Source organism: Paenibacillus xylanilyticus, assembly GCF_013359935.1.
In the GTDB taxonomy this organism is placed as follows: Bacteria; Bacillota; Bacilli; order Paenibacillales; family Paenibacillaceae; genus Paenibacillus; species Paenibacillus xylanilyticus.
This window is the reverse complement of the sequence record NZ_JABMCB010000176.1, coordinates 1-26,503: the sequence shown is the minus strand read 5'-3', so window position 1 is coordinate 26,503 and position 26,503 is coordinate 1. Positions and strand designations below refer to the sequence as shown.

General features: G+C 39.6%; 17 protein-coding genes and 4 pseudogenes. 2 read left to right on the top strand and 19 right to left on the bottom strand.

Annotated features, from left to right (window positions below; translation table 11 throughout):
- Positions 1–52 precede the first annotated feature (52 nt).
- The 14 genes and pseudogenes from HP552_RS10690 to HP552_RS10630 form a co-directional block, all read right to left on the bottom strand.
- Positions 53–1,426, bottom strand: a complete 1,374-nt coding sequence (locus HP552_RS10690; protein ID WP_024630801.1) for a UvrD-helicase domain-containing protein — start codon at positions 1,424–1,426, stop codon at positions 53–55.
- On the bottom strand, positions 1,423–3,177 hold the full coding sequence (locus HP552_RS10685) for an ATP-dependent nuclease (RefSeq protein ID WP_175395482.1): 1,755 nt from the start codon (positions 3,175–3,177) through the stop codon (positions 1,423–1,425). Before HP552_RS10685 ends, HP552_RS10690 begins: the two co-directional genes overlap by 4 nt.
- 150 nt (positions 3,178–3,327) lie before the next feature.
- Positions 3,328–4,383, bottom strand: a complete 1,056-nt coding sequence (locus tag HP552_RS10680; RefSeq protein WP_024630799.1) for a TOPRIM nucleotidyl transferase/hydrolase domain-containing protein — start codon at positions 4,381–4,383, stop codon at positions 3,328–3,330.
- A 608-nt stretch (positions 4,384–4,991) separates the two neighbouring features.
- Positions 4,992–5,123, bottom strand: a pseudogene (locus HP552_RS34975) (IS3 family transposase); the annotation flags it as partial.
- A 234-nt stretch (positions 5,124–5,357) separates the two neighbouring features.
- Positions 5,358–6,179 (bottom strand): M56 family metallopeptidase, encoded by an 822-nt coding sequence (locus tag HP552_RS10675; RefSeq protein WP_161634268.1) that lies wholly within the window; start codon positions 6,177–6,179, stop codon positions 5,358–5,360.
- Between the two features lie 40 nt (positions 6,180–6,219).
- Positions 6,220–6,642 carry a BlaI/MecI/CopY family transcriptional regulator gene (locus HP552_RS10670; RefSeq protein ID WP_024630797.1) on the bottom strand — a complete coding sequence of 141 codons (423 nt, stop codon included), beginning with the start codon at positions 6,640–6,642 and terminating at the stop codon, positions 6,220–6,222.
- A gap of 287 nt (positions 6,643–6,929) precedes the next feature.
- Positions 6,930–8,210, bottom strand: a complete 1,281-nt coding sequence (locus HP552_RS10665; protein ID WP_024634432.1) for a murein hydrolase activator EnvC family protein — start codon at positions 8,208–8,210, stop codon at positions 6,930–6,932.
- A 620-nt stretch (positions 8,211–8,830) separates the two neighbouring features.
- Positions 8,831–11,041: pseudogene (locus HP552_RS10660) on the bottom strand (heavy metal translocating P-type ATPase); the annotation flags it as partial.
- Positions 11,042–11,168: 127 nt separating this feature from the next.
- Complete coding sequence (locus HP552_RS10655) at positions 11,169–11,522, bottom strand: ArsR/SmtB family transcription factor (RefSeq protein ID WP_029881674.1); 354 nt, start codon at positions 11,520–11,522, stop codon at positions 11,169–11,171.
- 802 nt (positions 11,523–12,324) lie between these two features.
- Positions 12,325–12,795 (bottom strand): C40 family peptidase, encoded by a 471-nt coding sequence (locus HP552_RS10650; RefSeq protein ID WP_024634525.1) that lies wholly within the window; start codon positions 12,793–12,795, stop codon positions 12,325–12,327.
- A gap of 306 nt (positions 12,796–13,101) precedes the next feature.
- Positions 13,102–14,175, bottom strand: coding sequence for a CopD family protein (locus tag HP552_RS10645; RefSeq protein ID WP_024634526.1), 1,074 nt, complete (start codon positions 14,173–14,175; stop codon positions 13,102–13,104).
- Complete coding sequence (locus HP552_RS10640) at positions 14,172–14,768, bottom strand: copper resistance CopC family protein (RefSeq protein ID WP_024634527.1); 597 nt, start codon at positions 14,766–14,768, stop codon at positions 14,172–14,174. Before HP552_RS10640 ends, HP552_RS10645 begins: the two co-directional genes overlap by 4 nt.
- Positions 14,769–14,807: 39 nt before the next feature.
- Positions 14,808–15,176, bottom strand: a complete 369-nt coding sequence (locus tag HP552_RS10635) for a hypothetical protein (protein ID WP_024634528.1) — start codon at positions 15,174–15,176, stop codon at positions 14,808–14,810.
- Between the two features lie 333 nt (positions 15,177–15,509).
- Positions 15,510–16,445 (bottom strand): annotated as a pseudogene (locus HP552_RS10630) (cation diffusion facilitator family transporter).
- Positions 16,446–16,697: 252 nt separating this feature from the next.
- Here HP552_RS10630 and HP552_RS10625 point away from each other — a divergent pair.
- Both HP552_RS10625 and HP552_RS10620 read left to right on the top strand, forming a co-directional pair.
- Positions 16,698–16,943, top strand: coding sequence for a hypothetical protein (locus HP552_RS10625; RefSeq protein ID WP_024634529.1), 246 nt, complete (start codon positions 16,698–16,700; stop codon positions 16,941–16,943).
- A 356-nt stretch (positions 16,944–17,299) separates the two neighbouring features.
- A pseudogene (locus tag HP552_RS10620) lies at positions 17,300–18,483 on the top strand (IS3 family transposase).
- 278 nt (positions 18,484–18,761) lie between these two features.
- Here the strand turns inward: HP552_RS10620 and HP552_RS10615 are convergent.
- From HP552_RS10615 to HP552_RS10595, 5 genes are all read right to left on the bottom strand, one after another.
- Positions 18,762–19,499, bottom strand: coding sequence for a response regulator transcription factor (locus tag HP552_RS10615; RefSeq protein WP_024634517.1), 738 nt, complete (start codon positions 19,497–19,499; stop codon positions 18,762–18,764).
- Positions 19,496–21,229 carry a thiol reductant ABC exporter subunit CydC gene (cydC, locus tag HP552_RS10610; protein ID WP_024634578.1) on the bottom strand — a complete coding sequence of 578 codons (1,734 nt, stop codon included), beginning with the start codon at positions 21,227–21,229 and terminating at the stop codon, positions 19,496–19,498. Before cydC ends, HP552_RS10615 begins: the two co-directional genes overlap by 4 nt.
- Entirely contained in the window at positions 21,226–23,007 is a 1,782-nt protein-coding gene (gene cydD / locus HP552_RS10605; RefSeq protein ID WP_029881671.1) for a thiol reductant ABC exporter subunit CydD, read from the bottom strand. The genes cydC and cydD overlap by 4 nt, the downstream gene beginning before the upstream one ends.
- A gap of 105 nt (positions 23,008–23,112) precedes the next feature.
- Positions 23,113–24,129, bottom strand: coding sequence for a cytochrome d ubiquinol oxidase subunit II (locus HP552_RS10600; protein WP_024634576.1), 1,017 nt, complete (start codon positions 24,127–24,129; stop codon positions 23,113–23,115).
- Positions 24,126–25,493: a cytochrome ubiquinol oxidase subunit I gene (locus HP552_RS10595; protein WP_024634575.1), complete on the bottom strand. Its 1,368-nt coding sequence runs from the start codon at positions 25,491–25,493 to the stop codon at positions 24,126–24,128. The genes HP552_RS10600 and HP552_RS10595 overlap by 4 nt, the downstream gene beginning before the upstream one ends.
- Between the last annotated feature and the right edge of the window lie 1,010 nt (positions 25,494–26,503).

Sequence of the window (26,503 nt, the reverse complement as noted above, 5' to 3'; positions counted from 1 at the left end):
ATCGTACAATTATTACTCTATTTTTCCCTTTCATGTTATTTAAATAATCTTCCTAGGGCGCTAATGGAACTGAGATGTATTTACTTATTTTTTTACTAGAAAGAAAGGCCTCCCAGTTTTGGATTGTATATTTCAGGTGTACCTCTAGGGTGATAAATAGCACAAGTTCTCTCTTTGATCTTGTGAGCGCTACATATAGATAATTCATCATTTTATTCTGATCTTTTTTTATACCAAGCAAATACTCTGCAATTTCTGTAGTAACAATGAATAAACACTTTTCTCCTTCTAGTCCTTTTATAGAGTCAATTGAGTTTACCAAAATACCTGGTGAATGGGATTTTTCATTAGCAATCTTCAATGAATCATGTATCTTGGCTTTGTCTTGTGAGTTCAATTTCAAATTTAAAACTTTCTCTATGAGTAATAATATTTCGTTATTGTTGGAATCTTTTAGTCTAGAGAAAATATCTTTTAGCAATTCATACTGAATTAATTTTCTTTCTTTCTCATTATCAGTTGTTCTAGAAATTAGTTTCTCGAGTTCAAAAATCAAATTATGATTGCTAGCTTTATCTTTTTCATGAGTGTTAAATCGATTGTTTTTTTGATATATATAAATCCTATCCCAATTTTGGTTATTAAAGAAATCTTCGCTTGATTCAATCTCTTTTTCGAGCACAAATTTTATTTCCCCTTCTATCTTAGATAGTGGAATTTGCTTTTGTTCAAAAGGAATGTAATGATTCGAGAAATTAACATGTGATAGTGGACTTCTATGATTAGTAGGTTCATAGACAACCGCCTCTTGATGTTGTATGACCAAATTTGAGAAAAAATTACGACCACGTAAATCTTGCTTCGGATCTCCAATTAAGAATATATATAACCCTTTATTATCTAAAAGTTTGACTATCTGAGTCATATGTTCATCCATGTCTTGAGCCTCATCAATATAAACACAATCTAAATATCTTGAAATGGTATTGATGATTTTTTCGCGTTTCTCTTTAATTAACCTATTGTCACCAGTCTTCTTGCACAGAATCCATTTAGCAGTTTCCGTCACTTTCTCTACGTGGATATAATTATTTTGTTTTAGTTCCTTTAATTTCCCAGCAGAGAATGCTCTATTTGTAGGTAAATTTATATATGAAACACTATTAAAATGTCCTTCGAATAGTAAATGATGAAATGGGTAAATGACTTCATGGAGAAGGAAAGCATGGATGGTTTCAATTCGTAATTGTTTCGGGATGATCCCTTTATTCTCAATAATCAATTCTCGAATTTTATTCTTTGCAGAATTAGTGTAAGTAATTACGTAGAGTATCTTTCCATCCTCAACTTTTTCCAACCGGTTCAGAATATGACTAGCCATAGAGGTTGTTTTCCCAGCCCCAGCTCCAGCAACTATTATATTCATTTTTTCTCTCCACTTTTTAAGAATTCAAGAACATTAGCTATGTGCTTAGGTAGCACTATATTGGTAAGCTCATTTTTACCAAAATCCCTACAAAACCTCAACATAGTAGAAGCTTTTGCCGATCTCCAACGTTCTGATAACTCCTCAGGGCTTGTGCACTTCTCCCACCCGTGATTTTGAGTAAAATACTCATTCATTTTCTTAAAATTAGTGCTCGTCTTTACGAACTCTGGTTCTAGAGTATATTCAGTTGTTGTCGTTACATATATGTTTGAATACTCATTATATCTTTCATGATTTATTTGTGCATTTGGTTGGTCATCATAATCCCTAATAATTCCTATTCTACTGGTAGTATACTGGTTTATTTTAAGCCAAATGTCCAACATCTTAGTGAAGCCTTTATGCAAGGCTATAACCTCTATATCGTACAAGGAATTAGCATTAGAACTCAGGTATGCCTTTATAAGCATCTCTTCAGTGGGCCCCTCTACTAAAATGCAATTTCTAGAGAAAAGAAACTTTAGAAAATCTAAGTTAGGCTTTTTGGCTAAATAGTTCAATTCTTGTGAGGTAATTGTGTCCTTTAAAGAAAATGCAGATCCATTTGCTAAAACAACAACGTTTTGTAATTCGAGTTTATTAACAAATTCTGTGCTATGTGTTGAGAGGAACAACTGTAAGTTACTACTCGAATTCAAAATCGAATTAAAAAAACTGCCAAGGAGATGCTCATTACTGACACATAAATGTGCCTCAGGCTCCTCAATTGTTAATATATTTAAAGCACTGTCGGTATGTACTTTTAAAGAATTTATCATCACAAGCAAATAAATTAAGTTACGGTAACCTAATCCTTGAGTGTTCAAATATTCTTCGCCAAAACCGAGTCTTAGATTGTTCAATAATGAACCCATGCTTGGCATATTCGGGAGCAATGTAATTTCTTTGAAAAAGTCTTTTGCGTTCTCTAAGGCAGAATCTTCTTGCCAATTAAAAACTCCCTCTAATTTACTGATGTGCTTGAGATCTGAGAAAAAGTCCTCATAAGATTTTTCTACAGCTACCTTCTGCTCATCACTAAGCTTGTTTTGTAATAAATTCACTAAAGCTCTAGAACCTAACTGGTTATTCTTAATTGAAAAATCGTCTCTCTCCGCAGCGAGGGAGTTATATTTGAAATTAATAAGATCACTAAAGGATACTGGATCTTCTGTGAGAGGTACTTGTATCGTATATTTGTAAAACTCAATGGGTAGGAGGTTCATTTTAATATTATCAATGGATGAGTTCGTCATCAGAATATTAGTAACTAGTTCTAATAGTTTTTGGTGGTCTTGTACAGCATATTTATATTGAATACTGTATTGTGGCACTTCTTCATCCATAGCAGTAATCCATTTATGTATGTAATATTCGTCTGATCCATCAGGAGAAAATGATACATCTACTGTAACTATAGGCACAATCTTAATAAACTCTTCTATGTTTATTTCTTGGTTCGTTATTCGTTCTTTGTTTGTCTTTAAAAAGTTAAAATACATTTCCTTAGCTGAATTATTTATGTCATGCCATCCTAATTTTTTACTTAAATTTCCTACCTCGTCGTTTAAAAATGGAAGTGTGATGGCTTTTAGTAAATTACTTTTTCCACTATTATTTTCACCGATTAGAATCGTAATTCTATTTAAACTGATATCAATACATTTTAAGTTACGGAAATTAAGAACTTTGACTTTTGATAGTTTCATTATGTATTACTCCTTTAAAATAAAATTAGCGAGATACATGCAGTGAGAACATCTTTGCATCAGCCTTCAATTATCGTTTCTTAATTACCTGAATAAATTATAAAGGTTCTATAACAGCAGTATTTCCTAGTTCTCACCTAGTAAGATCTCTCATTTCCCGAGGATTGCATCGTGGAATAAAGCAAACTGCTCATCTCTCTTCAGCAATTCTTCAATTTCTAAATTACTCGCTGCTTGACGACATTGCTCAAGGCGATGCTCTAATCTCCATTTTTTCATCAGACTAACGTCGAGGTCAAGCCATACTTCAATAGAAGGATTAGGGATAGCAGCAATCCACTCGTTAAATTCGAGGCCTTTCTGCAACATTTCTTTTGTCCTAACAGGATCATCATCACCATCGGTCACTATTAAGACCTTAGATTCTGAATAAAAAGTATTCCACAAAGCATTCGCTACACGGGGAATTGTGATCTTGCCCCTTGCAACAGTAATTTTAATTGACCGATTTGAACCCGCTTTACCTAGAATCCTTTCAGACAGTAGGGCAATTATTTCACGGTCAGTATCACCTTCGCATACAATTAATAAATCAGCTGTAGTTGCATCAATTGCTTGCGTAGTCACTACCCCACCTGAGACATGGTCATAATGAAGAAGATCGATCTCTACGAGTTTTTTCTTTTCAGCGGTCACGATCTCACCTTCAGAAGGGAAATAAATAGCTCCTTCCTCAGCAGCCATACGAAGCTTACGTTTGAGAACATTTGTAAATCCAAGACTACGAGCTATAGCAACATCTAAGTCTCTTTGGTCGAGTAAAATAATATTTAGCGTCTTACCTAAAACTAGTGCATCAACGGCGTCTTCTGCATATCCTGACATTGAAATAAATATTCCAATTGTACCTGCCAACTTACCTTCGACCTTGCCTTTGAACTGGTAGAGGGTTGAAGCTGGTAGTGGCTCTGCATGCCACTTGGCTTCCAGTAGATATATACGTCCGTCAAGATAAATAGAGCCATCAATTTGCTCACCCAAAGGTCTGTATCCTGTGCGCGGTTCAAGTTGTTCAAAATTAAAAAGCTTATACAGTAATCGCTCGAATGCAAATCCTCTGCGCCTTTTATCAACTCCTGTTGCGTTGGAAGCTAGGCCAATAAGTTCTTCGTATTCTTCTCTTATGGAAATCAACTCTGTCTCCATTTTATCCCCCTCAAGTCGTAGTCTAACAAATTTCTCTACAAATCTATTTTATCATGATTCAGCAAAAGGAATATTGAACTTCAAGTTCACCTTGAAAATTCACGCCAACAGGAGCATTCTATGTTGAAGAGTAATTTGAAGATTAAAATAATATTTTGTTATGTAGTGTTCACGGTTGTAGAGATAGAGACTATGTCGATATATTAGCAAGAAATTCAAATAAACTACGCCTAACTTGAGTTATGTGCAGTAAATTGCGCAATCAGCGCAACAACAATCCTAAAAATAATTGAAAATAATGGGATCAAAAGTTCTTGTCCTTATCGGTAATCGGTACAAGTTCTTACCCTTGGCTCGGGACACGAACTTGTACCGATAACATAAAAAAGCCGCTAAAATAGCGACTCCATTAGGAATATCTTCTAGTTTAGGTTTCATCTTACATATTGGACATAGTACGAAATATCATTAATTAAAAGATTATGAAACCTTCTGATCGAAGCAAGCAGTGATCCTAAGATATCTATATCGAAACCTGTGTTGAGTGCAACTTGCCATAGTTTATAATGCTTGCCTATGGGTTGCTCCAGACGATGAACTTCTTCTTACCCCATCCACGTTTTCAGATATGATATTCCGTATATTCAGCTTTTTCATAACTTCTTTCAAGGGTACCTCGCCAATCTCATTTCTATGGCTTTCATCTTTAGTTCGACGGGATAACTCACTCCAGTTTCCAGGGAAACACCAACTTGAATTTACACATTTTTCTATAAGGAAAAAAATCGTTTATTTACTTTGAGGAATGACGGCGCACCATAGTTTTTTTCGCTATGCACAACGGTTACTTCGCGATAGGGACCACCATCTGCCGATGTAGCCATACGTTTAACTCTCGGGAGGTCACCCACACGATTCTTTTTAATAACGAGAACTTCAAGTCATGAGGTTACAAGCTTTCACTTAGATATATATTAGGCACAGTCGATTATCAGAATTATTCCCATAACGATCGGTGTGATCATAGAGACGAGAATCGTATGTGTCTCTAAAATAGGGACAGTTAGCTTGGCATTAGGATAAATAATCTGTTGCAGTCGATAATTTATAGCTACATGAGCTAAATGAACACCTTTAAGCATCGGTTCCCTTTTATGTTCCTTAATCAGACTCAATAAAACGTTTCCTATCTGTCTTGTACTTTTCATTTTATTTATTACAAATTGATCTGCTTTTAATTCCATTTCAACTTCATAGTAGCTAGCTAATTTTTTTATTACCGGCAAAAAAATATAACATTCAGATAATATTTTTAAAATAACCGTGTAAAAGGGATGACGTTTTGTACAATGATAATATTCATGGTAAATAATTGCCCTAATTTCCTCATCATTAAATTGATCTAATAGACTCGTTGAAAGGATAATGTCTGATTTAAAGAATCCAGCTGACATTGCTATTTTGTTTGGATGTGATACCACTTTTATTTTTATTTTTAGGGAGTTGTATTTTTCTGAATACCCATTAGATAACTCTAACTTCTCCATCTGGAAAAGGAGTTTCTTCATATTCATATAACGTAAATATTGATTAAATACTTGATACCCAAAGGTTATAACTGAAAAGGCAATAAAAGCATTGATAATCATTTCGGTAGTTACATGATTCACAAACATATCCGTAATAGTAGCCTGAAGCAATAAAATTATATTATCGTTACTTGGTACATCTTGAAGCTGATGATATATAACATAGCCCATCTGAAAAATAACCAAACTGCATATAACTATCGCCACGAACAAAGCCCGCTTTGGGTCAATTAGTATCTTCGAATAACTATTCATTTTTTAATTCCTTCAATTTGTTTTCTAGTTGTTGAATCAGCTCAGGGTCGGCTTTGTCCAAACTTTCAATTAAATTACGAACCATATATGAACCAAAGTCAGCAATCAGTCCATCAGTGACTGCTTGGGTTTGCGCCTGAATAAATTCTTCTTTAGTTGTAGGTGCTGAGAAAAAAGTTAATCTCGTTCTTCCCCGGCCACTTGATTCTTTTATTAAATAATCTTTATCAGTCAGTCTTGTCATTACCGTCATGACTGCGTTCAATGAGATGGGGGATTCTGCATTTATTAACTCATGGACTTGTTTAATTGTCATCTTGCTATTGTTCCACAAAATCTCCATAATTTTGGCTTCTAAAGAACCAAAAAATTTATTGATACCTTCTTCATCTAGATGGAATCTCTTTACTCGCATATTTTAGCTACCTCTTCCAGAAAAGTTTCGTTCTTATTTACTATTTCTGTTTCCAACTACAAACTATAGTTTAAACTAATTAAAGTTCAATGCCAATTTAACTAAGCAATCACAATCAAATCTTCAGATTAATATGACCCAATCTATGTTAAAAAGTGCGTTGCAAGAGGTTCAACCTCTTGCAACGCACTTTTTAACTATCCTACTATCCGAAATATTCCTACCTGTAATCCTTGTTATCATTAGTACGAATAATAATCATTGCAAAGACCTTTTGAACTAATGCTCTATAAATAGCTTAATGGGTTCTGTGGAGTTCCATTCACACGGACTTCAAAGTGCAGATGTGGACCTGTTGAATTCCCTGTTGAACCTACTTCTGCGATTTTTTTACCTCGGGATACTGATTCACCTTCTTTTACTTGAATACCGTTCTCCCTAATGTGAGGATATAGAGTCCATAAACCATCCCCATGATCGACGATAACTGTATTGCCATATCCGCCATACCATTCTGCCATAATGACAACCCCATCTTCTGCAGCATATATACTCGTACCCTGAGGAGCAGCAAAATCAGTCCCATTATGCATTTTTCCTAACTCACCTGTTATGGGGTGGACACGTGGTCCAAAGTTTGATGAAATGGTTGCACCTTGAATTGGCATCCCTAACACTCCGCTTCCATTGGAAGAACTGCTGGAGCTTGATTTAGTGCTAGAGCTAGAAACCTTCTGTAGTTTTTCTCTTCTTTCAGCCTCTTCTGCAGCTGCTTTAGCTTTTGCAGCTCTTGCAGCCTGCTCTTCTTTCAGCGTATTTTTTTCTTGAACCAGTGCCGACCGCTTTAACGCAATTTCAACTAGCATTTGATCTTGCCTATCACTGAGCTCACTTTGTGTTTCAATCTCTTTCTCGTATCCAAGAATAAGCTTCTGCTTCTCTTGCTCCTTACTAGCGAGCTCTGTCTTGTGGGCTTTCTTCTCTACATATAGCCGCTTATGTTCCGCATACTGCCTATCAAGCTGTTGCTTCTTCTCTACAACAAGCTGCTTATCTTTCTTATGCTCAACTAATAGATTCTGGTCTTGGTCCACAATCATTTTCAGAGAATCCATACGCTGAAGGAAGTCAATAAAACTAGTAGATGATAACAGCACATCCAAATAGGAAATTGTACCATCGGTGTACATCAAACGCACTCGGGATGCTAGTACGTCCTCACGAGCATCAATTCTTTCTTCTGCAGCTTCCAACTCTTTTTTTGTAAAGCGTAAATTTTCTTCCGTTGTTTCAATATTGTAAGAGACAGTTGCAAGCTCGTTACTTACATTTTCTATTTGCTTCATGATGCTCTTCAAATATGTCTCTTGCTTTTGCTTATAGTAAACGGCTTCCTTCTTCTTCTTTTCAGCTTTTTCCTGTTCCGATATTGCCGAATTAGACTGTTGTTTGAGCTTTTCCAACTCATTATCAATATCACTAATGCCTGATGCTGCATGACTATAAGCAGGACTAAGAATTGTGATTGTAATCAAACTTATTGCAAGTGCAGTTGCTGTCTTTTTCAACTTAATTCCCATCCTTGTACATATTTTAGATTTGAATTATTTCTTTCATTGAGTTTAATGGCCTTATGATTGATAGAACGCTGCTTGTCCTACATCGCCACAAAGTTACTAAAAACTCTAAAATTATCAATAATTGCATTCGAGACATGGCGAAATTATTAAAATTTTGTTACCCTACATAATGTAGTTTATTTATCACTACCTTGTCAACTTTTGCGACGACATATAAACAGAAATTATTATCTTATCTGACAGCAGAGAAGATCAATTAAAAGAGCGTTAACTTATTTAGAATTCTCTATGTAAGTGTAGGTTCACAGTCGATCTAATTGTTAGTAACATAATGCAAATCGCTTGCTAAAGTCCTGTACACAAAGTAAACAACCTTAGTCTAGTCAATCACCATGATCTAAGGATGATTTGATTGTAAACAAAACATGAACCTTTTAAAGATTAGTGTTTGTGATATGACAAAAGAAAAGAGCAACTAAGCTGCTAAAATAAACACTTTAACGGCGTGATCTTCCCAAAGAATTCTCCCATAAAAAAACACCTTAAGAAAAGACAAGTTGTAACCCTCGCCTGTTTACTTAAGGTGTTCTGTCGAAGCCTAATTATGCTTATGAACTTTTCAGTATTCGTACTGCATTTAATACAGCCAACAAAGTGACACCAACGTCTGAGAATACCGCTTCCCACATCGTTGCAATACCAAATGCACCAAGGAGCAAGAAAACCACCTTCACTCCGAGAGCAAAAATAATGTTCTGCCACACTATTCTTCTTGTCCTTTTTGCTATCCTAATAGCCGTTGTAATCTTTGACGGCTCATCAGTCATAATGACTATATCTGCTGCCTCAATAGCAGCATCAGATCCAAGTCCGCCCATAGCAATTCCTACATCTGCCCTCGCCAATACCGGCGTATCATTAATTCCATCACCAACAAACGCGATTTTCTCTTTTGACGCTTTTTCTTGATCTAATTTTTCAATTTCTTCTACTTTGTTTTGTGGGAGCAACTCTGCATGCACTTGGTCTACTCCAAGCTGGCGTCCAACCGCTTCTCCCACTATTTTTGAATCACCAGTGAGCATGACTGTTTTTTTAATTCCAAGCTTTTTCAATGATTGAATGGCTTCTAAGGAATCTTCTTTCACCTCATCAGAAATGACGATATACCCTGCATATTCATTATCAATGCTCAAGTGCACTATTGTACCTAAGTCAGCTGGTTGATCATAACGAATTTGTTCCTTAACCATTAGTTTTGCATTACCAGCAAGTACTTCTTTTCCATCGACCTTAACCTTAATACCATGTCCTGAAATCTCATTATACTCCACTAACTCGTTCTCATTTATACTTTCACCATAAGCAGCTCTAATGGATTCGGCGATGGGATGAGTTGAGTGAGCTTCTGCATAAGCTGCATATTTCAAGAGTTGCTCTTTAGAAATATGCCCTCCAGTTTGAATGCTTGTAACCGTAAATGCTCCCTTAGTTAGGGTTCCCGTCTTATCAAAGACGACATATTTCACATCATTTAGGGCTTCCAAGTAGTTACTCCCTTTAACCAACACTCCATTCTTTGATGCTGCACCGATTCCTCCAAAGAAGCCAAGTGGAATGGAGACCACCAATGCGCAAGGGCAAGAGATAACTAAAAATATAAGTGCACGGTAAATCCATTCTGAGAAAGTAGCTCCACTTACAATGAGAGGAGGTACCACAGCAAGCAGTACAGCAATGATCACTACTACTGGTGTATAATAGCGAGCAAACTTTGTGATGAAGTTCTCTGTTGGTGCTTTCTTGCTGCTGGCATTCTGAACCAAATCTAATATTTTGGATACAGTTGATTCAGCAAACTCCTTCGCTACTTCTATCGTTAACACACCATTTTTGTTTATAAAGCCACTGAGCACATCATGACCTGGCTCCACTTCTCTTGGAACAGATTCTCCAGTTAGAGCAGAAGTATCCATAGCAGATACACCTTCAATGACTTTGCCATCTAACGGAACCCTTTCACCAGGCTTTACTAAAATGATGTCTCCGATCTTCACTTCTTCAGGAGATACACGTTCTATTTCGTCACCTATTTTTAAGTTTGCGTAGTCTGGACGGATATCCAGGAGTGAACTGATCGATTTTCGAGAACGATTTACAGCAATGCTTTGGAACATCTCTCCTACTTGATAAAACAACATGACGGCTACACCTTCGGGATATTCTTGTATCGCAAAAGCTCCCACCGTTGCAATGGCCATCAAAAAGTTTTCATCAAAAACTTGACCCCTGACAAGATTTTTGATTGCTCTGAATACAATGTCGCCACCAATTATGATATAAGCTAATGCGAACAGTGAGAACTCTATATAGCCAGAAAAAGAAGAGAACCACGCACCAGCAGCAATAAGAGTACCAATAATTAACCGGGTTAACATACGTTTGGTGTTCTCATTTCCATGGTCGTGGGCATGATCGTGAGCATCTTCATGACTATGATGTTCTTCTGTACCTTTGGAGCCACTTCTTGATGAAGATTCACCTTTTTCAATTACACGTATATGAGGCTCTAATGTCTTCACCTTTTCTTTGGCTTTTGATACAATACTTTCTGCTCTTCCCTCATCAGTCTCTAAAGTTAAAGTTTTAGTTACGAAATTTACAGAACAAGTACTAACTCCATCAATTTTCTTAACGCCGTTCTCAATCTTCATAGCACAGTTCGCGCAGTCTAAACCATCTAATATTAAGTCTTTTCTGACCTTCTGTTGCTGTGCTTCCATATAACGCTCACTCCTCTCCAGAGATAAATTCAATTTCGATATATGAACAAATGCTCATACGTTTGTATATAAACTCATTATACGCAAATGAAAATTTAATTGTCAATAAATCGTATGAGATCAAAATAAAAAAGCACCTGCCATAAGCAGATACCTTTAATGTTTAATTTTCATGCATAGTATGCTGAAGAGTTTGTGTGAATATTTGTTCAATATGAGTATCATCTAATGAATAAAAAACAGTCTTTCCCTCTTTTCGGCGCTTAACGATTCTCATATTTCTTAAATAACGCAGCTGGTGAGAAATCGCGGACTGTCCCATTTCAAGAAGAACAGTAAGATCATGAACACATAGTTCTCTCTGTAATAAAGCATGTATTATTTTAACTCGAGTAGGATCACTAAATGCCTTAAACCAGTCTGCCACTTGAACTGCCACATGTTCTTCAATCATTTGAGTCTTAGCTTGTTTATAATCATCCTGAGAGCCAAGACATGTAGTATCACAATCTTCGATAAGGGTGGCTTTCTGGTCATCTTATAAATCACCTTCCTATTCACCATTACTACTTATTTTATAGTAAAGGTCAAAAAAACGAAAGGATTACGATTAAGATATGTTACATAGATGAATATAGTTAACTCTGCTCAATTCATCTGAGTAACATATTGACCCCATCCAACCATTGTATTCTCAAAAGGTCTGCCATGGTAAACCAACGAAATAAAGCCCCTCGGCTACAGATACCCCCTCCGAGTGCTCAATCTCCCCTTCTTTAAACGCCTCAATAATATCTATCCATTAATCAACACGTTAAAACCAGTAGCAAAAAAAATCACGATTTAGAGGATAATGGGTTCACCAAGCGACAGGTTGTACCATTTGAAGTCTCTATAATGGAAGGACAGATCAACTTCAATTGTTTATTTGTTAGACAGTACAGCCTTAATTACTCTAATGACTTCATTTTGTATACTGACATTGCTAATTATTTTCGCAGGTCTTATTGTGAGCAGATACTTATATTTTTGGATTCCCTATATTCTAGATTGGCTTTAGCTTTGTGGAATTTAGTGTCGTGCGACGAATTCGCATCGTCCGCAACATGATCTAAACCTTCCCATAAAAAGCGGGGTCATGAAGTCTTTTCAAGGACTTTAATTATATCTTTGACAGATGCTTTATTCTTCAGCTATATTTTTTCTAGTCGATTGTGGGGTAAATGCAGCAAAAAAAGAACTACATATTGTAGTTCTTTACACATGACTTTATATTTAGATCGGATCACCTGTCGATCAATCCAGTTCTAACGCTGTTACTAATGCATTTCTTTTGTCATCTTGTTGGAGTTATTTTGTGAAACGACTCTTCTTGCCGTCACATACCGCTCTTTATAATACTTTTCACTTAGCCGGCTAATTGTAACTCCCCTACTACTTGAGGAATGAGCAAAAGAATTGTCTCCGATGTAAATACCAGCATGTGAAATTCCTCGCCCGCTCGTATTAAAGAATACAAGGTCACCTGTTCTCAGGTCTTCCATCTCAACCTTAATCCCCGATTTCGCTTGCATTTGTGAAGTGCGCGGCAAATCAATGTTGTACTTGTTCATAATATATAAAATAAAGCCAGAACAGTCAAATCCTGAAGTGCTTGTCCCCCCCAGACGGTATGGAGTGCCTATCACTTCATTTACTTCTGTCTCAATACGTACCTCGTTTGCCGACACAGACTCTATGTTAGAGAACATAAATATAGCACCAAGGGCAATCATAAATACTCTTTTCAAAAGTTTACTCCTCCTTTGAAGGTGAATATCTGTTATTGAATGTCAAAAAAGATTAAAAATTTGTAACCCTACACACTGTAGTATATTGTTGTATGGCTCGTCTACTTTTTCTCCATTCTTTTAATTCTTGTTGGTCATAGGATTAATCGCTTCAATGCGTGGGTATGACTCTCTGACATCACGCTCTGACTCGGTGAACCTCTCACCGTAGAACTGTTGTACCAGGAAATTTAAGTTAAAAAGGTAATCATCCTGGATAAGAATAGTCATCTGTCTCAGCATTTTTTTGCAATCTCTCGGACTAAATTAGGATACGGAATGTATGAAGCCAACAAATGACACTAGACTAAATAATACACCAAAGGCCACAGCTGCATATACATTCTTATTTTGTTTTAAAACGACGTACATGGCGATAATTGTACCCAAGGCCAATAGATACATAAATACTGTAAAGGTTTGAACATGAAACTGAACAGGGTACAAGATGGGACCTCCCTGGTTAAACCAATTGTACAAACCTGAAGCAGATAGTTTCATGGTTTCGGGGTTCAGTTCATGTGGTGCTGGTTGTTGATTCAAAAAACCGGTGATGATATAAATGACCAAAATTAAAATACCTTCTGCCATTAGCCATGTTTTAGGATTGAAATGGGCATTATTTTTAATTCTGCGTTTCATTATAAACCCGTTGAAAAAGGCCATTATTAAGAGTGGAACAATTAATAGATGTTTCATAAGTAATGCTTGCCCGTACGAAGTAACCCATGAGTTAACATAGTCTGGATCCGTTCTGAAATTTAGAAAGAGGCCAGAAAGAAGAATCATGATCATCACTACTACCGCAAATGGATGATACCAAGAAAGAAATGCTTTCCAGTTATCGGCGCTATTCGGCATGTATCTACCAGCGACCATCAAAATCCCCGCCCAAATCGTTACAGAGAACAAATGAATGAAATGATTCCAAAAACCGACCATCCCAAAATAGGAAGAAGAATGGCTTGACCAGGATAAAGTAGCTATAAGCCCAATCGCTATCAGTAATAGTGCCACTGTGTGAACACGACTCATTTGTCTTTTCGTGAAAATCATCATCATGAACAAGATTGAGAATATCAATGTCCACATATATGCTTTTCCTTCTGCAAATGAAAGCATAACACTTCTAAATATGATGAACCAGTTTGTGTCATTTGCGAAAAAAACAATAATCCGAAGAACCGGAAAAAATGAGAATATAATGATCCCTGTAACGACCCAAACCATTTTCATTTTAGGCACCTGAATATTAGGATGGATTCGTGGAAGGATTATCGTACCCAATAATAATGCTAAAAAAATGTAAAGAAATGGCTCTCCTAACCAATACCAGTTCATGATTTTCTCCTTCTTACAAATCGTCTGGAAAGATCAATAATTATCAAAATCACAGCTAATCCAATAGCAAAATACCACAAAGCATTAGAGTTGGATGAATTCTGAGTTAACTCTTCACCTTCAGATGGTGCAGTCGATGTAAACTCAGGAGTAGTTTGCGGATTATTTGGGGTCATGTCATTCGTTGCTATTTCATCACTCACAGGAGGCTGAATAGGAAGATTCACTTGAAATGGGTAGTCTCCTTCAATAGGATGACCATCCTTACCAACAATCTTCCACTTAATCGTGTAGTTCCCGTTTTCAAGACTGCTTCCTGTACTGATGTGCCTGATCATGGTATTATCCTTAATTTCAGTAGAATCCAATGGGACTTCTTTTTCTCGTTCATCCAACAATTTAAACGAACTTAACACCTCAATCTTTGTGTTGAATTGAAGTGTGATCACATCTAGATTCGTTGTGACCACCTCGCCGACTTTTGGGGAAGAAGATTCCAGCTTGGTATGTGCATATGAGTTAGATGGAAACAAAAAAAGAAAACTAAAAGATATAATCAGAGCCAATAGTATTGTTGATTTACGGATGTTCATGAAGAATGAGCCCACCTTCCTAGGGATAAAATAAGTCATTTAATTTACTGTAGAGTCATACTGTCTTGAAAAGTGGAATCCACCAGCGGCATAAAAGTGCCCCAATAATGTGTAGTCATTGCTTGATAACAATTTCGTTTCTGTCGAGTATATCCCTTCACCTTCATAGGCAGCTTGGAGCCATACGGAACCATTAGTCTCAGCGCTCCATATCTCAAACATAACCCATGAACCATCACTAATGATCGACTCATCGAGAATTACTTCAATACGGGATTCATCCTCAGATTCTTGTTCAACCTTGATCTGCATATCCGAAACACCCCCTGTTCCAGCCATTGGTGTACTACACCCTGACAGAATCAGGATTATAGTAAGTAGAGACATGTATACTGTATATCTACGCATTCACTACCCTCCTTTTATTTAAGTATCGCGCCAGCCACAGTCATTCATACCTGACGAATCTTCTTGTTTAGACTATCATATGAACATGTATTCATTCAACGAGGTGAATTCGACAAAATTCCAAACAAAGTATCAACTTTATCTTTTGAACTGGAAAATTAATATTTAATAATTCTATTGAAAAGTTCTTTCATATATTCACTTGTAGATTGTTATTTGTTCATCTATGGTATCCAATGATTGAGGAAGAAACTAGAAATAAAACGAGGTTTGTTCCTTCATTAGGAACAAACCTCGCTAGTATATTAATTTGCCCTTACAAATCCAAGGTAATCAATGACTATGATGAGCATGTGCATCAGGCTGATCTGCTTTGACAACGCATAAGACAGAAGAATCATGCAAATGTTTTTCTGATTCAACTTGTAGAGTCACGTGTTTAATCCCTTTATGTTCAAGCATATGTTCAACCTTCTGTAGGAGTACTTCAGTTTCATATACATTCTGATTTCCTTCTACGACGACGTGGCCCGTCAGGACATTAAAGCTACTGGTGATCGACCACACGTGTACGTCATGCACTCCTTTAACACCGTCAACTTGTTCTAGCCGGTGTTCCTTCCATTAATACATTTAATGCTGACTTCGTCACATAGTATCCACTACGTAGAACCAAAGCTGCAACAATAACGCTTGCAAGAGGGTCTGCCCAGCTCCAGTTAAAGAACATCATGAGCAGGGCCGCCGCTATTGCGCCGATGGAACCTAACATGTCACTGATAACGTGAAGGTAGGCACCACGCATATTTAAATTGTTTTCGGTATCGCTTTTGCGCATCATCACCCAAGCAACTAAGATGTTAACTAGCAAACCAATTACGCTGATGATTAGCATTCCTAATGTAGCAACTTCTGGCGGACTGATGAATCGGTTGATAGCCTCGAAGAAAATATACAGAGAAACCACAATTAGAGTGATGCCATTCAATGCAGCTGCTAAAATCTCAAAACGACGGTAACCATATGTTTTCCCGGTATTTACTTTTTTTTCACTAAAGGTAAATGCAAGCAGTGCTACACCAAGTGCAATAGAATCGGACAACATATGCCCTGCATCCGATAGTAGGGCTAAGCTGTTCGTAATAAATCCACCAAATGCCTCCACAAGCATATAACCTGTTATGACAATAATGAGACTAAAAGTACTTTTCTGTTAGCTGATTGTCCATGACTGTGTGTATGATCATGACTTTCATTATAACTGGACATTTGCTCTCTCCTTATATGCGGCAATCACTCATACAATTATGGGTTTTTTTTATTGTATGGATGGTTCTAATGTCCACCATATGAATGAAAGTTATGCAAATGATATTTAAAGATAAATCAAACATCTCTTTGTTCCATAAATCTAAGATTTTGTTGTTTTCGTAATAAATTGACTAGCAAATTTAACCTTGAATTAAAAAATAATCAGTTAACAATAATATGTCTTGACTCCCATTTGAAAGGATGATTTTTATGCAAGAAATTTCCATCCCTGAGCATTACGAAGTGAGACTTCACAATGGCCATTTTGACTTAGCGCAACATGAAGAAGCGCATACTGGTTATTATGAAGGAAAAATGGAAACTCTCTCAGGTGAACCACCACAAGGACATATCCCACACGGATACCATTGGATCTCAATACCTGGACATTATGATCGACACGGTGATCATGATCATTATGAGGCACCTCACTGGGCTCTTCATGAGCATCATTAATACTGATCCGCTGAATTAAGTGTGTAGGGTAGGGTGTTGTTTTGAACAATGCCCTACCCTTTCTAGGTTAATCCAGACATTATTCAAAAAATGAGCACTCGTGTACGTGACAAGCACTCTTCTTTACTTTTAATATACATATTCCTAGATTTTTATTTACATTTAAACGATAACCTTCATATTGGTAGATAGATGAATAAAAGCACATGCGTTCATATTTGAAACAATAGGAGGAATAAAAGTGAAATTATCAAAAAAAATATTCCCTGCTGGTATTATCCCCTCATGGTAGACAGTGAAAAAAGAGGACATGTTACAATGAACTCAAACACTGGATACCGGAGGGGATTTTTGTTATGTCAGCGAAGAAAGGCCATACCTTTAATCGATAAAGCGAAGAAACGAAGAAAGAAGCCGTTCGTCTGCGAGTGGAAGAAGGTTGGGCGTACAGTCGGATCATGACAAAGTTTGGGATTGAGAGTGAGAGCCAGATTATCACATGGGTTCGTTTCGTAAAAGCCAAAATGGAGAAAGTTTCGAGGATTACCATGGACGTTGGACGAAGAAGCATTTTAGTAGTGCAGAAGAAGAAAATGCTTTTCTGAAAGCACAGGTAGAATATCTAAAAAAAGCTCAATCCAAATTTGCACGGAGAGGAAAGTTGGATTTCGAAGTCCGGTACCAGTCCGTTCGAGAAATAAGCACGAGGGCACCTGTGGTTTTGCTGTGTAAATTGGCTGGAATTTCGCGAGCAGGTTACTACAAATGGAAAAAAAATGCTGCCCTTAGAGAGAAACGAGCAGATCGGGATGCAGATCTAAAGGCACATATTTTAGGCATTCATCGCCTTCATCCTTATTTCGGCTACAAAGGCATGCGAACCGCGTTAGGCAAAGAAGGCCTTGTAGTGAATCACAAAAAGGTACGCCGCTTAATGAGAGAACATCAGATTCGTTCCGTGATTCGAAAGAAACGCCAATTTGCTGGCCGGAAACCGTCCGTTCTGTTCCGTAATGTCCTAAATCGGGAATTCTCAGCGACAGCTCCTGTGCAGAAGCTCGTGACGGATATTACATATGTCCGGATTGGGCATGATTTTGCTTATCTCTCCGTGGTGATGGATCTGTACAACAATGAAATTGTAGCGTGGGAACTATCTGAGCGAAATGACTTAAAACTCGTTACGGACTCAGTGAAGAAACTGAAATGTGGACCTTCTTTGCTCCACTCGGACCAAGGGTTTCAGTATACAACACAAACCTATGCCAAGTTACTGGAAGAGAAGAAGCTTACAGGAAGTCATTCCCGGCGTGGAAACTGCTATGACAATGCTTATATTGAGTCGTTTTTCTCCCACTTAAAGACGGAGAAGTTGTATTTGGAGAGACCTCAGAATCCGGAGCAAGCAAGGAGCCAAATTACGGAGTATATTTCGTTTTACAACATGGAACGTTTCCAAAACAAACTGGGCGACCTCTCCCCGATTGAGTTTGTGAAAAAGTCGCCGCTTGATAAAATCTCTTTTTTATTGTCTACTTGACGGGGCTATGACCACTGTTATGCTTCATTTCATTGAACTAACCTTCCCGTTAGTTGAACAAAGACCACCGTTCATGTTGATCGGCGGCCTCCTATGGTTTAAAGAACTGTTGAATATTCATTAGATAGATATCTAATCAAAATAACTCATCGTGTTCGCACCTTAACATTCGAAGTGTTCTTCTATTATAATGGTTGGTTAGCTATAAATATGATGAATTGCAATTCGTAAGATTTGAGCAAGATTCTAATGATTTAGCTCATTTGTTCTAGTTATGGCTACGTCTTATCTGTACTGCAGACCATATAGCCGTATCCCCATACGGTCCGAATGAACTCGTCTCCTTTAGGAGAATGAAAAAATAGCTTCTCCCGTAATTGCTTGATGTGGGTATCTACCGTACGTTGATCATAAATCTTTTGATGGGACGACGTCCATACTTCTTTAAGCAATTCCTCCCTTGAAAAGGCGGTCTCTTGATGCGTGACCAGAAAATAGAGCAGATCGTATTCTTTTGGCGTTAAATGAACTTCGCTCTTATGCACCAGAACACGTCGAGCGGAAGGCTGAATAATAAGGTCTGAAATCAGAATTTCGCTGTCTGAAGGATTGTTGAATTCAAAAAAGGACGTTCCCTCCATCCGAGCCAGAATGCTTTGGATTCGCAGTACGACTTCTCTTGGGCTAAATGGTTTGACCACGTAATCATCAGCTCCTGCTCTAAAGCCTTCGAGTCGATCCCTTTCTTCCGAACGCCCGGATAACATGACAATTGGAAGGCCCTGATGGTAGTATTTTATATATTCGCAAATTTCAATGCCGCTCATGTCAGGAAGCAACCAATCCAACACCATGAGATTATAATTTCCACCATTGATATAACAATTCCGAATGGCTTCTCCCCCACTATCGGCCTCTTCTACGATGAAGTTCTCTTTCTCCAAATACTTCTTCAGCAATGCACGAATTCGGCTCTCGTCGTCTACCAACAAAATTCGTTTATGAACATGGATCATGTCTCTGCACCTCCTCCAACCATTTGCCGTTCGATCTGCTTCATTTCATAGAAATAGCCTTGTTGCATCATTAATTCTGCATACGATCCCGTTTCTACAATTCTGCCTTGCTCCATGACGACGATCCGGTCCATTTGTTCCAATCCGGTAAGCCGATGACAGATCAGCAATAGCGTATCTCCGGCTGCTTGTTCGTATAGATGTGTCATCACCCTTTGTTCTGTCACGTAATCCAGGGAGGAGGTCGGTTCATCCAATAGCCATACTCTTCCCTGACGGAGTAAAGCCCGAGCCAGAGCGATACGCTGCTTCTCGCCCTCGGATAAATTCTCCCCTTTTTCGAGCACTAGATCCGTTAAAGAAATCCTGGACAATTGAACTTTGGCAAGTACGTCCAACAAATGCTTGTCGGTATGATCTCCACGACTGAGGAGCAGATTGTCACGAATCGTTCCCCGAAAGAAATGATTTTGTTGTAATACAACATTCGCCATTTCCCAAAGGCTCGTCTCATTCAGTTCATCCATCGAAACGTCGTTCAATCGAATATCTCCAGCCATTGGTGTACGAAGTTTCAGAATCAAATCGATTAGCGTTGATTTTCCCGACCCACTCGGCCCAACAATCGCTGTTTTGGAACCTGCAGGAAAGTGCAATGAGATTTCTTTGAGCGCTGGCCTCCATTCCCCCTCATATTGAAATGTAACTCCAGATAGTTCGATCGAGGCGGGATGATCCGTGGACACTTTTCCGATCGGTTGTTGTGATGACAGCGTGGCGGAGGCAACTACCGTTTCCGTTAAACGTTTGGCCGCATGCTCGCTATCCTGCTTATACACAGGTAATGTTGCCATGGCCGCCGCTTCTTCAAATACCGTTAATGAGGCCATCACCAGCATGGCCAAAAATACGCCAGCAAGCGCTCCATCCATGATTAAATAGCCGCCAAGCGCCAGCACTCCCCATGAAATCAGAAACGTAACAAAGGCATGTATCGATTGACCACGCAACAAGTTCCCTGCTGCACGTTGCTGCTCAGCTGCTAATGCTGCGGAGATGTGCTGGAGCTTCTGTTCGCCCTGTGCCATCTGTCCGTATACTTTCAAGTCCCGGAATCCGTACAACACCTCCGTAACTTCTGTTGACAGTTGTGCCCGCTGTTTACGGACGCGCCCCTGTGTTTTTCGCTGTCCTAACAAAACGATTCCAGGCACAATCAGTGCCGTTGCCAGCATTCCAAGTACGAACAAACACGCAATCCAGATTGAAAATGAAGCAGTGAACAGCATCGTAGCCAGAAAGACCATGACCACAATCACTGGCGGATAAGCTACCCGCAAAAAGTAATTTTGCAAACTTTCAACATCGCCGACGATTCGAGCTAGCAGATCCCCGCTTCGCTTTTTATTCAGCACACCAGGTGCTAGTGGGATCAATTTGGCAAAAAAGGATGTACGCAAACGGCTGAGCATGGAGAACGTCGCACGATGGGAATATAAGCGTTCTGCGTAACGACTCGCCGCTCGAAGGAAACCAAGGAGTTTGACCAACGAAGTAAGCACAATTAATGTATAAAGCGGCGGCGCAAAAACGGTTTGTGAAATCATGTATCCACTTGCGGAAAAAAGAGCCACACCAGCGATGCCGGCAATTAATCCTCCCAATATGGAAAGAAGAATGTCTTTTCGCTCCCCAAGCATCGCTTTTGATAAAATAGTCAGTTCGCTCACGCGAATCCCCCTTTTCGTTGAAGATCGACCATTTCGGCATACTGCGGCAAGCGTTCCAGCAGTTCAGCGTGTGATCCGGAATCGACCAACACTCCTTGCTGCATAAATAAAATGTTGTCAGCTTGTTGAATCGTATATAATCGGTGAGCCACCGTAATCATCGTCGCTGTTTTTGCCAAAGTAGCGATGGAGCGTTGCAACACACGCTCGGTTTGTAAATCAAGTCCAACTGTAGGTTCGTCAAACAATATAATGGCAGATCGCTTCAGAAAAGCCCTTGCCAGAGCAAGCCTTTGCTTCTCCCCGCCAGAGAGCCCCCTGCCGCCTTCGCCCACAAAGGTATCAAACCCCTGTTCGAATTGAGCAACAACCGCAGCAAGCCCTGCGTCCACCGCTGCTTGCTCGATTTCCTCTCGAGACACGTCTCGGCGGGTACCGATGGCAATATTATCAGCGAACGTACCTGCGAAAATATACGGGTGTTGCGTAATATAACTAACGTACTCGAACCATGCAGACTCATCATGTGTCGTGACTGAATTTCCGTTGATAAGGACCTTGCCTGACGCTGGTTTCAGTAAACCAGCAATGAGATGTAACAAGGTTGTTTTGCCTGAACCACTTTGTCCAACAATGGCGATATGTTCTCCCGGAGTAATCGAGATCTTCTTCGTTTGAAGCTCAAATGAATCGCTCCTATACTGAAAACGGACATGATCCAGTTCGATGGTTGGTGGCAGGGGTAATAGATTTTCATGAGATGTCTCGTACTCTTGCGACAGTTCTTTTAGGGCCTGGTTACTGCTTGGATGTGCCCCCAGTTCCCCCTCAGTTTGTGTATTTCGATCGTCGTCCGTTTCAACCAGCAACTTTTCAACTCTGCGAATCGCCCCCATACTCGTTCTCCCGCTATGAAAAGCCGTTCCGGTATTCTTCAGTAAGGTATAGAACTCTGGAACTAGCAACAATACCAGAAAGGCGGTGTGAAACGACATGGATTTGAAGACGAGCAGCTGAATGGCCAGTTCGAGAGCGATAACGCCGATGCTTAGCATGACAATCGATTCCAGCATGAACGTATTCGTAAAAGCGATTTTTAAAATATCCATCGTAGCATCACGGTAACCTAGGCTGCTGCGTTCGATGACCCGCTTCTGATGATGGGCCCGTCCAAATATTTTCAAGCTAACCAGCCCTTGAAGCGAATCCAGAAAAGTACCGGAAAACTCAGCCAATTGCTCATATTTTTCTTCTGATTTGTTTTTTGTTCGTAGTCCCACAAGAATCATGAACAGCGGGATAAACGGAGCGGTAAATAACATAATCCATCCCGAATTGGGGTGCTCGATGAATGTAATGATTAGAATTAAAATCGGAATGATTGCGGCTTCCAGCATACGTGGCATGTACTGACTGAAATAACTGTCAGCCTCATCTACTGCATCCAAAGCGACACTCACCTTTCCACCCGTTTGCCCGTGAAGAGTTGACGACATTGAAGCATGGATCAAGTTCTGCAGTACGGCTGCTCGCATATTCGTCTTGGCAGTCGCCGCCATCTGCAAGCCAACTTTTCCGTTTGCATACGACAACGCCGTGCGTAGAGCCATGACGGACAACAATATGCCGAGCAACATGGCAACAGAAGTAAAAGACGACTTCTCCACGAAAATCCGCTGTACCACTTCGGCCAGAAGTGCAGCCTGACTCACGATAGCAACGCCAAGTGCGGTCGACATGACCGCAAGGAGAACAAGACGATTTCGCTGTAAAGACATTTGTTGAGAAATGATGCCTTTGTTCTTTCTCTTCTTCTTCAACTCTTCCCCTCCTTGGTGTTTATGGCATGCGAGGGTACACCCACACATGCACTCTTGAAGAAACTACTTTCGTTTGCCCTTCACATAATCCGCGTCAAACAGGAAAAGTTTGAAGACCAGAATCAGAGACGGTATCAACAGACACATCCCGCCGATAAACACAACAACGAGTGCGAAGCCCATCGATGGTGAAGTGACGCTGTTCTGAATCGTAATATATGGGTCAAGAATGTACGGATACTGACCAATGCCATAAGCGAAGAAGGCACAGAAAAATTGCAGCATTACACATATGAATGCTAGTCCGTAACGGCGTCCGTTATATAACAGCCACATGGCGACCATGAAGAATGCAACCGAAAGCGCGAGCAGCCACCATAAATCCATCATATTTTGAAAATGGCGTTCATTGTGTTGACCTAAATAGATGAATGCAGTGAGCGCGATGATAATCGTCGGCGTACTCCAGAACAGTGCATAAGTGCGCATCAGCTTTAACGCAGCGTGATCCTCTGCCCTAGAGGCATAGAAGGCTAGAAATGAGCCGCTAATGAACAAAACGGATACGATGGCCAGCCCTACGATGCTCCAAGATAACGGATTGGTAAACAGGGCCCAATAATTCAGGGAAACCGTCTCACCTTGCTGCAAAATAAAACCGCCTTCAGACAGTGTCAGTGCCACTGACAACGATGCAGGAATCAGCAAACCCGTAGCGCCATATAAAAACAGATATACGATGTTGTTTTTCGATCCATAATTTTCAAAAGCATAAAACGAACCCCGAATGGCGAGCAAAACAACGGCAATGCTGCCAGGAACGATTAGAGCTGAGCCGTAATAATAGGCCGTATCTGGAAAGAAACCGATAATGCCGATGTAAAAGAAAACAAAGAACACGTTGGTGATCTCCCATACGGGTGATAAATAACGGGAAATCAGGCGATTGATCAAATGGTCCTGTTTCGTCAATCGTGCATAAAAGGCAAAGAACCCTGCTCCAAAATCAATCGAAGCTATAATTAAGTATCCATACAAGAACAACCAGAGCACCGAAATTCCAATCAACTCGTAACTCATTGTGTGTGCTCACCCTTTACCGTTGTTTTGTCGCCTACATGCTGCATCCACTTCTCCATCTCAGTTTCAGCTGGATTATTTTTGAATAGGCGTCGAAGTACGAGAACACACACGGTACCCAATACGATATACAACAACGAGAAGAGGAAGAAAAGAATTCTTACACTTGGTGATGTCGTAGCCGCCTCTTCTACGCGCATATATCCTCGGATAATCCATGGCTGCCTTCCGATTTCCGCGTAAAACCATCCTAGCTCAACCCCTAAAAATGCGAGTGGCGCGCCCAAAGCAATAATCCGCAGTAGCCACTTGTTAACTTCATTACGTTTTTTCCAGAATACAAACAGAAAATACAACATGGAGATGCAAAGCAACGCAAATCCGATTCCAGCCATCATGTCAAACAAATAATGCACAAGTAGCGGCGGCTGCTCATCCAGGGGAAATTCATTTAGCCCCGTCACTTCTGAGTTGAAATCTCCAAAAGCCAGAAAGCTGAGAAGTTTCGGCAAGTGAAGCGCCCCTATAATTTCATGCTCTGCATTAAGCCAGCCTAGCAGAATCAGATCCGCACCACTTTCGGTCTCGAAATGCCATTCTGCAGCAGCCAGCTTCTCCGGCTGATGTTCGGCTAGAAATTTAGCGGAGACATCTCCGGCTAATGTGTTGAGTAACCCAAACAACATCACAACAGCCATCATTAGCTTCAGAGCTTTTTTGTGGTATCCAGATACGCCCTTTCTCAGCATCGTAAAAGCCGCAATTCCTGCTAACAGCGCAGCACCAGTTAAGTAGGCGGAACTTAAAACATGGAACACCTTGGAGAACGTGGCTGTATTCAGCATTGCTTGAATTGGGTCAACAGCTGTGAAGAGTCCTCCTTCCATCGTAAATCCACCAGGTTGGTTCATGAATCCATTCACCGTTGTGATAAAGACCGCGGACATTCCTGCTCCCGCGACAATCGGAATCGTGAGCAGCCAATGTATGTATGGATTTTTGAAGCGATCCCACGTATACAAATAAATGCCTAGGAAAATCGCTTCAAAAAAGAAAGCGAACACTTCCATAAATAATGGCAGTGCAATCACGTTCCCTGCCAGCTTCATAAAATTAGGCCATACCAAGGCTAGTTGCAGCGAAATCGCCGTACCTGTCACCACACCAACTGCCACAGAAATAACAAAACCTCTCGACCACCTCTTTGCCATCAAGATGTAGTGGTTATCTTTTTTGCGAATACCTACAAACTCCGCAATAGCGATCATAAGGGGCACACCGACGCCAATCGTCGCGAATATGACGTGGAACCCCAGGGTCATCCCTGTCACAAGCCTGCTCCACAGTACCGTGTCAATGCTCATCTCTTCCCTGCCTCCCTTCAAAATCCGTTTAATTATTGTACTAAGATGTTGCTAGATTTCTGAAACACTTGCCCTACATTACATTCGATATCAGGTTTGGCCAGTCAATGAGCTCAACACCCACAAAAGAGAAATATTTCACAAAGTAATTCGCAAAAGTGACCACTGCTCAGTAAACTTCCCGATTGGTCGGTTCGATGTGCGCTCCAAGTAACTGCAAAATCTAATATTTAAAATTATTATATCTTTGACTTTAAACAATTCAATGACGGTCACGTATTCGCCCCTAAACGTTCAAGAAAGGATCAATTCTTCCTGACATATCAGTGAATATCTTAATAACCACCCGATAGAGCTATTGATTGAACTTATTATACGTGATGATCCACTCCACTAAGTAGTAATCACATCAATATCATCTACCTTATATCCATTAAGACTTCGTTGAAACGTCATTCCAACTGTTTCTGGCCACTCTCTTTTCATCATTGTCATTTCTAAAATAAATTCAGCCTTAAGATTATCCGAACCTTGGATCGGTAACACGTGGAGGTTCGCGTACAAAAGGTTGTCGCGATATTTTGACGAAGAGTGTTCTGGATTAACGAGCATTGCGTTGTGTGTTATACAGACAGAGTTTCTTCTCGTTTAGCTGGAGTTTTGATTAGCGAAGATAACCCGAGCGCTAAAACGATTGTCAAAAAATTAGCTTTATCAAATGCAATCACCTCATAGTTGGAATTTTTTATTTTTCCTCATATGGGTGAGTTTTATGTATAAAGGAGTTGTTCTGTTAAAATGTCCGTTAGATGAACAAAAACAGCCGATCATATTGATCAGCTGCTTTCTTAGTTTTATTAGGCCATCGCTTCCCGTTAGAATTCCTGTAAAACGAATAATTTGTAGTTTGAATAAAAACGAGCGCCTCGGTACGATGGGGTTACGCACGAGGTCATTGCCTCAAAAAGCCCATCAGGAGGTCGCTCTACTATGAAGTTTAAGGCACAAGA

Excerpts from the sequence above, each read along its gene's own strand:
- HP552_RS10645 (WP_024634526.1), bottom strand. The coding sequence starts at position 14,175 with ATGAACTGGTATTGGTTAGGAGAGCCATTTCTTTACATTTTTTTAGCA.
- HP552_RS10685 (WP_175395482.1), bottom strand. The coding sequence starts at position 3,177 with ATGAAACTATCAAAAGTCAAAGTTCTTAATTTCCGTAACTTAAAATGT.
- cydD (WP_029881671.1), bottom strand. The coding sequence starts at position 23,007 with ATGTCTTTACAGCGAAATCGTCTTGTTCTCCTTGCGGTCATGTCGACC.
- HP552_RS10615 (WP_024634517.1), bottom strand. The coding sequence starts at position 19,499 with ATGATCCATGTTCATAAACGAATTTTGTTGGTAGACGACGAGAGCCGA.
- HP552_RS10635 (WP_024634528.1), bottom strand. The coding sequence starts at position 15,176 with ATGCGTAGATATACAGTATACATGTCTCTACTTACTATAATCCTGATT.
- HP552_RS10690 (WP_024630801.1), bottom strand. The coding sequence starts at position 1,426 with ATGAATATAATAGTTGCTGGAGCTGGGGCTGGGAAAACAACCTCTATG.
- HP552_RS10600 (WP_024634576.1), bottom strand. The coding sequence starts at position 24,129 with ATGAGTTACGAGTTGATTGGAATTTCGGTGCTCTGGTTGTTCTTGTAT.
- HP552_RS10670 (WP_024630797.1), bottom strand. The coding sequence starts at position 6,642 with ATGCGAGTAAAGAGATTCCATCTAGATGAAGAAGGTATCAATAAATTT.
- HP552_RS10595 (WP_024634575.1), bottom strand. The coding sequence starts at position 25,493 with ATGAGCATTGACACGGTACTGTGGAGCAGGCTTGTGACAGGGATGACC.
- HP552_RS10640 (WP_024634527.1), bottom strand. The coding sequence starts at position 14,768 with ATGAACATCCGTAAATCAACAATACTATTGGCTCTGATTATATCTTTT.
- HP552_RS10625 (WP_024634529.1), top strand. The coding sequence starts at position 16,698 with ATGCAAGAAATTTCCATCCCTGAGCATTACGAAGTGAGACTTCACAAT.
- HP552_RS10680 (WP_024630799.1), bottom strand. The coding sequence starts at position 4,383 with ATGGAGACAGAGTTGATTTCCATAAGAGAAGAATACGAAGAACTTATT.